Annotated in this window: 6 protein-coding genes; 2 read left to right on the top strand and 4 right to left on the bottom strand. The window is 62.8% G+C overall.

From position 1 onward, the window contains the following. Positions 1-92: 92 nt before the first annotated feature. The 3 genes from ACF8K2_RS05535 to ACF8K2_RS05525 form a co-directional block, all read right to left on the bottom strand. Positions 93-386 carry a hypothetical protein gene (locus tag ACF8K2_RS05535; protein WP_392463809.1) on the bottom strand — a complete coding sequence of 98 codons (294 nt, stop codon included), beginning with the start codon at positions 384-386 and terminating at the stop codon, positions 93-95. A gap of 480 nt (positions 387-866) precedes the next feature. Next, the gene (locus ACF8K2_RS05530) at positions 867-2651 is read right to left on the bottom strand and encodes a monovalent cation:proton antiporter-2 (CPA2) family protein (protein WP_392463808.1); all 1785 of its coding nucleotides are present in this window, start codon (positions 2649-2651) and stop codon (positions 867-869) included. Between the two features lie 133 nt (positions 2652-2784). After that, on the bottom strand, positions 2785-3759 hold the full coding sequence (locus ACF8K2_RS05525) for a GlxA family transcriptional regulator (RefSeq protein WP_186552981.1): 975 nt from the start codon (positions 3757-3759) through the stop codon (positions 2785-2787). A gap of 135 nt (positions 3760-3894) precedes the next feature. Between ACF8K2_RS05525 and ACF8K2_RS05520 the strand changes: the two genes are divergently transcribed. Together ACF8K2_RS05520 and ycaC are read left to right on the top strand one after the other, a co-directional pair. Further along, positions 3895-4257, top strand: coding sequence for a helix-turn-helix domain-containing protein (locus ACF8K2_RS05520; protein WP_186552980.1), 363 nt, complete (start codon positions 3895-3897; stop codon positions 4255-4257). 59 nt (positions 4258-4316) lie between these two features. Beyond that, the gene (gene ycaC, locus ACF8K2_RS05515) at positions 4317-4943 is read left to right on the top strand and encodes an isochorismate family cysteine hydrolase YcaC (protein ID WP_186552979.1); all 627 of its coding nucleotides are present in this window, start codon (positions 4317-4319) and stop codon (positions 4941-4943) included. 31 nt (positions 4944-4974) lie between these two features. Here ycaC and ACF8K2_RS05510 read toward each other — a convergent pair whose 3' ends face one another. Then, positions 4975-10074 (bottom strand): AAA family ATPase, encoded by a 5100-nt coding sequence (locus ACF8K2_RS05510; RefSeq protein WP_392463806.1) that lies wholly within the window; start codon positions 10072-10074, stop codon positions 4975-4977. Between the last annotated feature and the right edge of the window lie 51 nt (positions 10075-10125).

The following is a 10125-nucleotide window of genomic DNA, read 5'->3' as shown; positions in this document are numbered from 1 at the left end:
GGTCAATAATCAGCCACTGCAATCGAAAAGGCCGGCATCCCTAAGGGGTGCCGGCCTTTTTGCATGTGTCGGTGAAAAAGCTGGCGAGCTGTTCAGCGCACAGGCTGCGACTCGATCCCTTCCAGCATCGCTTCAACCAGCCCATCAGCCATTTCGACGGCGTGCAGGTTGGCCCAGAGCAGACCTTTGCCTTTTTCGTGCACATGATCGAGTGCCTGGTAGCCACTGGCGTAGGCGCTGCGCAGGTACAGCGCGACATGCACCAAGGCGTCGTGGGCGGTGATGTTGGGATTGACGCAGAAGATCGGCGGATGGCCGGCGTCGCAGTGGCCGAAGGCGTGTTGCTGGGTGCTGGGGAGCGGTGGGTCGGGGACGATTTTTTTCATTGCAGGATCTCTGAAGTTGAGCTGCAACCGTCCGTTTCCACGCGAAGGGTGGCAGTTGTACGCAGGGTGGAAAACCGGTCAGAGAGTCACCCGGTAGGCCGTAAGGCCTCCCGCGTACAACCGCCATTGAAGACGAAACTCTGTAGCCAGGTTTCCACACCTGATCGCTGAAACGTCAGCGACTCGGTCAGCCTAGAGGGCTCGGATATCCCGGACAATCAGATGGGGGGCGACAGATTTCGTAGGGTATTTCGCTGGTCTGGTGGTAACCAGTAAGAAAGGTATTCAGCGGTTGTAGGACGATGCTGATACAACGATCTGGGGCCGCTTTGCGCCCCTTCGCGGGCCGCTCCCACAGGGACAGCGCGAAGCTTCAGAGCAGCGCTGTACTTGTGGGAGCGGGCTTGTCGGGGCGCCGAACCGCCGCGAAGGGGCGCAAAGCGGCCCCAAATGTACCCGTCTGGCTTTTGCCTGAGCCGCTCAATCGGCATCAGACTCGAACAAGCGTTGCAGCTCCTCCCGCGCCTCCTGGGCGTTCTGCATTACCTTGGCGCGGTCATCACGCACACGGCCCTGGGTCTCCAGTACCTGTTCGTCATGCTCGGTGAAGCGCTCGATACGATCCGCCGCCTGCTCCTCGGTCAAGCCCAGGCCAACCAAGGCGCGCCGGGTCATCTCCAGGCTGGAGTAGAAGGTTTCCCGAATCGGTACGGCGCCAACGTCAGTCAACTTGTGCACATGCTGGCGGTTACGTGCCCGGGCCAACACTTTCAAGTGCGGGTAGAGGCGCTTGACCCGTTCGGCAGTGCGGGTGGTGATCTCAGGATCATCCGTGGTGATCACGAAATACTCGGCCTCGCCCACCTTCGCCGCATGCAGCACCTCGGCGCGCAGCGGGTCGCCATAGAACACCGGTACTTGTTCGAAGGTGCGGGTCATTTCGATGGCGTCCACCGACGTGTCGAGGGCGATGAAGGGGATGTTCTGCGCGCGCAGGATGCGCGAGACGATCTGGCCCATGCGGCCCATGCCGACGATCACCACGCGCGGCGCATCGGTCTGGATCTGTTTGTACTGCTCGGGCACTTCGCGGGTGGCTTGCGGGCGCTTGAGCAGGCGCGCGCAGATGATCAATAGCAGCGGGGTAGCCGCCATCGACAGGGTGATGGTCATCAGCAGCAGGTCATAGGTGTAGGCGTCGAACAGGCCTTGGTCCTTGCCCAGCTTGAAGACCACGAAGGCAAACTCGCCACCAGCCGCCAGCACCACGCCCAAGCGCAGCGCATTGGCTTTGTTGAGGCCGCCGATGCGCCCGACCAGCATCAGCAGTGGCAGTTTCACCGCCACCAGCAGCAGCGTCAGGCCCAGCAGCAGAAGGGGGGCCTCGAGCAGCAGGCTGAGATTTGCGCCCATGCCCACACTGATGAAGAACAACCCCAGCAGCAAGCCTTTGAACGGTTCGATCTGTGATTCCAGCTCGTGGCGATACTCCGAGTCCGCCAACAGCAGGCCGGCCAGGAAAGCGCCCAGGGCCATGGAGATGCCGGCTTCTTCCATCAGCCAGGCGGTACCGATTACTACCAGCAGCGCAGTGGCGGTGGAGACTTCCGGCAGGCCGGTGCGGGCGACGATGCGGAACACCGGGCGCAGCAGGTAACGACCGCCGACGATGACCACCGCGATGCTGGCGAACACCTTCAGGCCATGCTCCAGGCTGTCGCCATGACTGGTCTCCGGGCCACTGGCAGCCAGCAGCGGCACCAGTGCGATCAGGGGAATGGCGGCGATGTCCTGAAACAGCAGGATGGCAAACGCCAAGCGGCCATGCGGCGCGTTGAGCTGCTTACTCTCGGCCAGGCTTTGCAGGCCAAGCGCAGTGGAGGAGAGCGCCAGGCCCAGGCCCACCACCAGCGCCGCCGGCAGCGATTGGCCGAAGCCGAACACGGCAATGGCGCCAATCACGGCGCCGGTCAGCAGCACTTGTGCCAGGCCCACGCCGAAGACCGACTTGCGCATCAGCCACAGGCGTCGAGGCGAAAGCTCCAGGCCGATGATGAACAGCAGCAGGACCACGCCCAGTTCAGAGATATGCGCGACGCTTTCGGTATCACGGATCAGGCCCAAGGCCTGTGGGCCGATGGCGACCCCGGCGAGCAGATAGCCGATTACGGCGCCCAGTTGCAGGCGCTTGGCCAGAGGCACGGCAATGACGGCGGCAAGCAGAAAGATCACCGCGGTTTGTAGAAGGCTGCCTTCGTGTGGCATCGCTCGGACTCCATGAGCTGCTACGGGGCAGCGTTGATAGGTGGAGGGCGGATTGTGGGGTGTCGGGGAGGCTTGGACAATCTGGATCGTATGAGACTGATTGTCTCCTTCAAGGTGACAGTCAGTTTTGCCCTCAGCCCTCGCCAAACTGCGCGCGATACTGATTCGGCGTCATCCCGATCCGTTCGCAGAACACCTTGCGCATGTGCCGATCGCTACCGAAACCACTGCGCGCCGCCACTACTTTCAACGCAAGGTCGCTACCTTCAAGGAGTTTGCGGGCGTGGTCGATGCGTGCATTCTGCAGGTACTGCAGGGGTGTCAGGCCCACCTCGCGGTGGAAGGTGCGAGCAAAATTGCGGCTGCTCATGGCCACCAGCTCGGCCATTTTTTGCACGGTATACGCTTGGTCGATGTGATCGACGATATACGCCTGGACCCTGGCGATAGGTGAGCCATCGCGCGGTACAGCGGCAAGCAAGGGCCCGTAGGGCAACTGGCCGCCCTGGCGATGGCGGGCCACCAGCAGCACCTTGGCCACTTCCAAGGCCAGCGCTTTGCCGTGGTCTTCGGCGACCACGGCCAGGGCCAGGTCGATCCCGGCGGTAATTCCGCCCGAGGTGATCAGGTTGCGGTCAATCACGTAGATCTGCTCGGTCTCGACCTTCGCTTCGGGAAACTGCTGGGCCAGGCGCTCCACGTAGTTCCAGTGGGTCGTGCAGCGAAAGCCGCCGAGCAGGCCGGCGCGGCCGAGCAAGAACACCCCGGTGCAGATCGCGCCAAAGCGCTTGGCGCTGGCTACGGCCTGGGGCAGCCAGCTTTCCAGCCCAGGCAGTGCCAGGTCATAGGCGCCCGGTCCGCCAGGTACCAGCAACAGGTCAATGTCACCGGGCAGCTGCTGCAAGCTGAGGTCAGCCACCACCTGCAAGCCACAGGAGCTGCGGATCTTGCCTTCGCCCTCTGCCAGGGTAAGCAGGCGGTAACGGCGCTCTGCTGGCAAGAAGCGGTTGGCCAGGGCGAACGCGTCCATTGGGCCCGTCACGTCGAGCATCAGCACATCATCGAACAGGACCACTGCCACGGTTTTGTGAGCATGAGGCTGCTGCATAACCCATATACCTCTTGAATCTGTGCGGCATCTTAACAAGGCGCGGGCGGCACAATTAAGAACTATTAAGCTTTGCCTCAGGACTTTGTAATGAGCCGGCGGCGAGACTGCTCCCATTGAAAGAGGAGCCTCGACATGCCCACCCAGACCGAGCCAGGCGCACTTACGGCCGGGCGTCTGCATCGAGCCAAGGAGCTGATGCTGCGCAGCGACCTGTCGATTATCGAGATCGCCGCGGTGTGCAACCTGACCCGCAGCCACTTCTCTCGCGCGTTCAAGATCAATACCGGGCTGTCACCACAGGCCTGGCGCCTGCTGGCGCGGCTGGAGAAGGCCAAGCAACTGCTGGTCACTGAAGCGCCAATCACCCATGTCAGCCTGGAGTGCGGGTTTTTCGACCAGTCGCACTTCACCCGTGTCTTCAGCCGCCTGGTCGGGCAGCCGCCCAAGGCCTGGCGCCAGTCGGCTAGATCGCAAGTTCCGAGCTACCACCCTTAAGCCATTTCTATCCCTATGGATAGGTCTGAAGGGTGTTCCCAACCCAAGGAGTTACCATCATGAGCAATCCCGACTACAAGCGCCTGAACAAAGATGATGCCGTGGTACTGCTGGTCGATCACCAGACTGGTCTGATTTCGTTGGTCCAGGATTTCTCGCCCAACGAATTCAAGAACAACGTCCTGGCCCTGGGCGATCTGGCCAAGTTCTTCGGCCTGCCGACCATTCTGACCACCAGCTTCGAGCAAGGCCCGAACGGCCCGCTGGTGCCCGAGCTCAAGGAAATGTTCCCGGACGCGCCGTACATTGCCCGTCCAGGGCAGATCAACGCGTGGGACAACGAAGATTTCGTCAAGGCGATCAAGGCCACTGGGCGCAAGCAGTTGATCATCGCGGGCGTGGTCACTGACGTGTGCGTGGCGTTCCCGACCTTGTCGGCACTGGCCGAAGGCTTTGAGGTGTTCGTGGTGACGGATGCGTCCGGCACCTTCAACGAAACCGTGCAGCAGGCGGCGTGGGTGCGCATGACCCAGGCCGGGGCGCAGATGATGAACTGGTTCTCGGTGGCGTGTGAGCTGCACCGTGACTGGCGCAACGACATCGAAGGCTTGGGCAATCTGCTGTCGCAGCGGATTCCTAACTATCGCAACCTGATGAACAGCTACTCGGCACTCACGGCCAAGTAATACCGCGGGGCCGCTGCGGCGGCCCCAGCTTTCAGGGCAGCGTCACCACAATTCGGCAGCCGCCCAGCGTCGAGGCCTGCACACGCAGACTGCCGCCATGCGCCTGCACGACTGAATTGCAGATCGCCAAGCCCATCCCCAAACCACTGGCCTTGGTGGTATAGAACGCGTCGAAAATCCGCTCTTGTTCCTCTGGCGCGATGCCTGGTCCGTTGTCATCCACACTGATTTCAACGCCCGCCTCGCCAAGGGCGCAGGCAATCTGCAGCACCCCGTCAGTGCGAAAATCGCTTAGCGCTTCCAGGGCATTGGTGATCAGGTTGAACACCAGTTGCTGAATCTGCACTGCATCGACCTTGGCGCTTACCCCAGGCTGCAGTTGCGCCTGGACCTTCACCGCAGCCCTGAGCGCATCGGATGACGTCATGCGGATAACGTCTTCGAGCAACTCATCCAGCCTGGCCACCTTGAGCTGCATCGGCGTCTGCTTGGCCAGGGCGCGCAACGCCTTGACGATGCTCGCCGCCCGTTCGCTGTCGGCGCGGATGTCTTGCAGGCCGTCGATGGCTTCCTCAAGGTTGGGCTGTTCGCGCTTGAGCCAGCGCAGGCTGGCCGCGGCATTGGAGGCGATGCCCAGCAGGGGCTGGCTGATTTCGTGGGCGATCGAGGCGGACAACTCGTTCATCACCTGCAGGTGCGAGCTGCGCGCAAGCTCGGCACGCGAGTGGCGCAGTTCCGCGGCCATCTGCGCGCGGGCCTGGTTGTCTTCGGCCAGGCGGGTATAGAACTTGGCCGTCTGGAGCGATACTGCGGCCTGCGAGGCGAGGATTTCCAGCATGGCTAGCCGCTGGCTGCCGAACAGGTTGGGCACCAGGCGATTTTCCAGATAGACCAGGCCGATCAACACCCCTTGAATCACCAGCGGCAGGCACAGCACCGAGCGCGCGCCGCGCGCTTGCAGGTCGTGGCGGAAGGCCTCGGGGCAGTCGGACAGGGCGTCATGCAGCAGCAGCGGCTTTTTGGTGCGCATGGTCGCGTTGATGATCGACAGCGGCGCTTGGGTGATGAACTTCTGGCAATCTTCCATGCTCACTTGCAGCCCGCCGTCGCTGATGGCTGCGCTGGCGGCCATCTGGAACTCGGCACCGCTGACGATCAGCAACGCGCCGTGGTCGGCACCGGAGTGCAGGGTCAGGTGGCCCATGAGCGTTTCGATCAGCCCTTCAAGCAGCACTTCTTCAGACAGCGCCCGCGCAGCCTGGATGCCGGCTTCAAGGTCCAGGCTGGCCTGGGAGGTCGAGCGATAGGTCTCCTGAATCGGCTGGGTACGCAAAAACGGGTGCAGTGTTTCCAACTGACGCACCTTGCCGGCTGCCCCCCAGATATGGAAGCAGTCGCGGGCAATACGCAGATGCAGGTTGGCCCCGGATATCAGACCGCTGGGGATGCACACTTCGGCCAGTTGCTCGTGGGCCAGCGCTTGCTCATGAATGAAGCCTGCGGCGGTAGCGGCGATCTGCGCCTGGTCAAAGCAGCGGATGGCTGCCAGTCCATCGCCGTCGAGTTTGGCGATCACCCCTTCGATCAACAGCAGTTTGTTGCGGAAGGTGACTGGATTGAACTGTGCCCACTGGCTGAACAGCTCGCGCAGCCGGCTCAACTGTTCACGCTTGTGCTCAAGGCTGCCGGGCGCTTCCGGGCTGCCCAGGGTCAAGCCGCAAAACAGGTGATAGTCGGCCAGGTTGATATGCGCAGGCGCTGCCCAGGTCAGGGGTGCGGCGCGCTCGAGGGCGACCACGGCCTGGTTGATATCCCCCAGGTAGAACGCCGACATGCCCTCGAACAGCCGCTTGAAGAATAACGTCGTGCGCGAAGTGGCGTGGGTTTCCAAGGCGTCGTAGAGCGCGCTTTCGAGGCTGTCGCGGTGGGCTTCGCCACCTTCGCTCAAGGCGCTCACGAAGGCCTGTTGGGCCAGCAGGATCTGTTCGATATCGCGATAGCCATACTGGCGCACAGTAGCCAGGCCGAGTTGGATTTCCTCGGCAACCGAATGCAAGTGCTGGCCCATCACCAGCGAATCGGAGACCAAATGGTTGCAGGCGTAGCAGGCCATCGCCAGGTCGCCGCTCAAGCGTCCCGAGTCGATGGCTTGCTGCGCGGTGCGCCGGGCGAAATCCATCGACGCAGTCCAGGCGCTGACTTGGTCGAGGGCTAGCAGGGTGCTGGTCAGGTCGACCTCAAAGCCGTACCGCTCGATCAGCTTGAGCGCCGCCAGGCAGTAGGCGTGACCATCGTGATACGCACCAAAGCGCTCTGCCGCCATCACCCCGAACCAGGCCAGGCCGTAGGTACTGCCGGGAGCAACGCCGTGCGCGAGGGTCAGTTCGAGGATTTTCGCCAGGTGCAGGTAACGGATATCGTCATCGATGAAGAAGGAGCAAGACAAGGTCGCCAGTAGGCCAATGGCGACGATGACTGTTTCGCTCTCGGCCTTGGGCAACGCCTCAAGGCAATGCCGGCCGCGCTGTTCGATCAGCGCCTGGATGCTGCGCAGCTGAGTCTCGACCTGAAGCGCGTCGTTGCCACGGCCTAGCTCGATGCCCAGCAGGCGCAGGCCTTCAAGCGCATCGTTGATCGCCGCGTCATAGTCTGAATGCAGGGTTTTGTATCGCGCGCGCAGTTTGCAGGCGATGGCCTGGTCGAGCGGCGAGCGCGCCCGTTTGCTGCATTCGCCGATCCGCTGCTGGGCTTGGCTCATGCGCGACAGCAGCATGTCGCATTCTGCCGCCATGCAGGCAAGGCTGAAGGCGTGTCGGTAGTCGACCGCTGGCGAGCCGCAGGTCTGTAGCAGTTCTTCGCCGGCGTTCAGATATCCAGCGGCTTGCTCGTGCGAGGCCGAGTCACGGGCGCGGCGTGCCGCCTCCATCAGGAGAATCAGGTAGGCCTCGCACTCCTCAGTGCTGAACACAGACTTTTCTGCACGTTGGACCTGATTGGCGATCTCGAACACTGCATCGGCCAGCGCGTTGCGCCACACGTATTTCATCACCCGGGCGATCTGGGCATGCTGTGCAGCGCGCTCCGGAGCGGCAGTCAGCAGGTAGGCGGCTTCCTCCACGCGGTCGTGCGAGAAACTCAAGCCGTGCTGGCTGGCCGCAAGAAAGCCTGCGTCCAGCAAAGCGTTGAGATGCTCGCCCAAGCGATCGTGGTCGATCGTCACCAGCTTGGCCAGCAGCGGTGGGTCGAAGCGCCCGCCAGCGGCGCCGGCGACCCGCAGGATCTCCCGTTGCGCCGCTGGCAAGCGGCCCAGGCGATGGATCATCAGGTCGGCGACATTGTCGGCATAACGGTGTTGGGCCACAGCTTCGAGAGACCACGACCAGCGCATGGCCAGGGGGTCGAAGGTGAACAATTTGTCTTCGACCATGGCTTTGAGGATTTGCCGAGCGAACAGCGGGTTGCCGGCGGTTTTCGCGTGCACCAGTTCAGCGACCTGCCGGGCGTCGTCAGTGGTGACGTGATAGCGCTCGCTGATCAGCTGGGCGACGGCATCGACCGGCAGCGCCAGCAGCTCCAGGTGATGGCTGTGCAGCGGGGTCAAATGGGTGGAGTTGGCCAGTTCGTAGGCTTTGCCAGCCGGGTTGCCGGCAGCATTGCAGCGGCTGGCAAAAATCAGCAGCAGGTTAGCCGGGGAGCGCGCGAGCAACTCCCTGAGCAGGTGCAACGAGGCGTCGTCAGCCCACTGCAAGTCGTCGAAAAAAAGAATCAATGGCCGGCCAGGCGCGGTGAACAGCTGAAGGAAATCGACGATTGCCCGCAACTCCTTTTCCAGTGCCAGCCGAGAGGGTTGTTGCGGAAATTCGGCCATTGGCCCGATGATCAGCTTCAGCTCTGGAGCCAGCGTGCCGAGCAAGCGGCCGCGGTTTTGGATGCGCTGCTGGATCTGGCTGCGGATGGTCTCCAGGTCTGCACGGTTCTTGGCCAGCAACTGGGTGGTCAGCGCACCTAGGATATCGACCCACGGCGCGTAGGGGATGGCCTGCTCCAGGCTGTTGCATTTGCCGGCCGCCCAATAGCCGGCGTCATGATCGCGCAAGGCCGCCTTGACCAGGCTCGATTTGCCCATGCCCGTCGCCCCGCTGATGAACAGCGCTTGGGCTGTGCTGTCACGACGCAAGGTCTTGAGGATGCGGGCGATGGACTGCAACTCGCTGCTGCGGCCATACAGGCGCTCGTGGGTGCAGGGCATGGGGTCGGAGCAGCCCAGGGTAAAGGTCGCGATCGTCTGGCTCGCCTGCCATTGACGCTGGCAATGGGCAAGATCGACGGCCAGCGCCTGGGCGCTCTGGTAACGCGCATCAGGCTCTTTGGCCAAGGCTTTGGCGAGGATCAGGCTGATCGCCTGGGGCACGTCTGGGCTGAGCTCGGCGGCGGGGCGGGGCAGAACGCCTGCGTGCAGCTGGCGCCAATGCTGCTTGTCGCGACCGGCCAGCGGTAGTTCACCCACCAGCAATTGGTAGAGGATGGCGGCTAGGGCGTAGAGGTCGCTGCGTCGGTCGCTGCTGGCGCCGTGTGGGCAAACCTGCTCGGGCGCAAGGAAGGACCAGGTATCGGTCGCTGTACCCTGATCACTGATCCGCTCGCCGCTGTCGGCCTGGAACCCACCGAGCTTGACCCGATTATCAGCGAGCAATACGACATGCTGCGGCTGCAACGCGCCATGCAAGACCCCGGCCTGATGGGCCTGCGCCAGCGCCTTGCTGGCGTTGACCGCGATCTGCAGAAACGCGCGCAAGGTAGGCCGTCCTTGGGCGATGACCTCGGCCAGCGATTCACCTGCTGGGTAGACCAACAAGGGGCCTTCGGCCGAGCGCACGAATGCACATGGCGTGACAGCCCATTCAGGGTCGAGCCGCAGTCGGTAGTCGCGCTCCAGACGCTGGCAGGCAGCCGGCGATTCCACTGGCGCGCGTATCGCCGTCCAGGCTCGAGCAGAACGTGCGTCCCACAAGCGGAAGTAGCTGAGCTCGCCCTCCTGTGTCAGCAAGGCAGTATCGCAACGGTTGAGCCAATCTTCATCGATCGACGGATCGTGATCCATAGGCCATTGAACGAGGCGTTCACCCAGCATCGCGCATCCCCTGCAGCCTGCATTTTCCACGCGAGTATACGCAGCGGACCC

Source organism: Pseudomonas sp. xss_2 (assembly GCF_043104195.1).
GTDB classification, from domain to species: Bacteria; Pseudomonadota; Gammaproteobacteria; order Pseudomonadales; family Pseudomonadaceae; genus Aquipseudomonas; species Aquipseudomonas urmiensis.
This window is presented reverse-complemented; position numbering and strand designations above follow the sequence as displayed.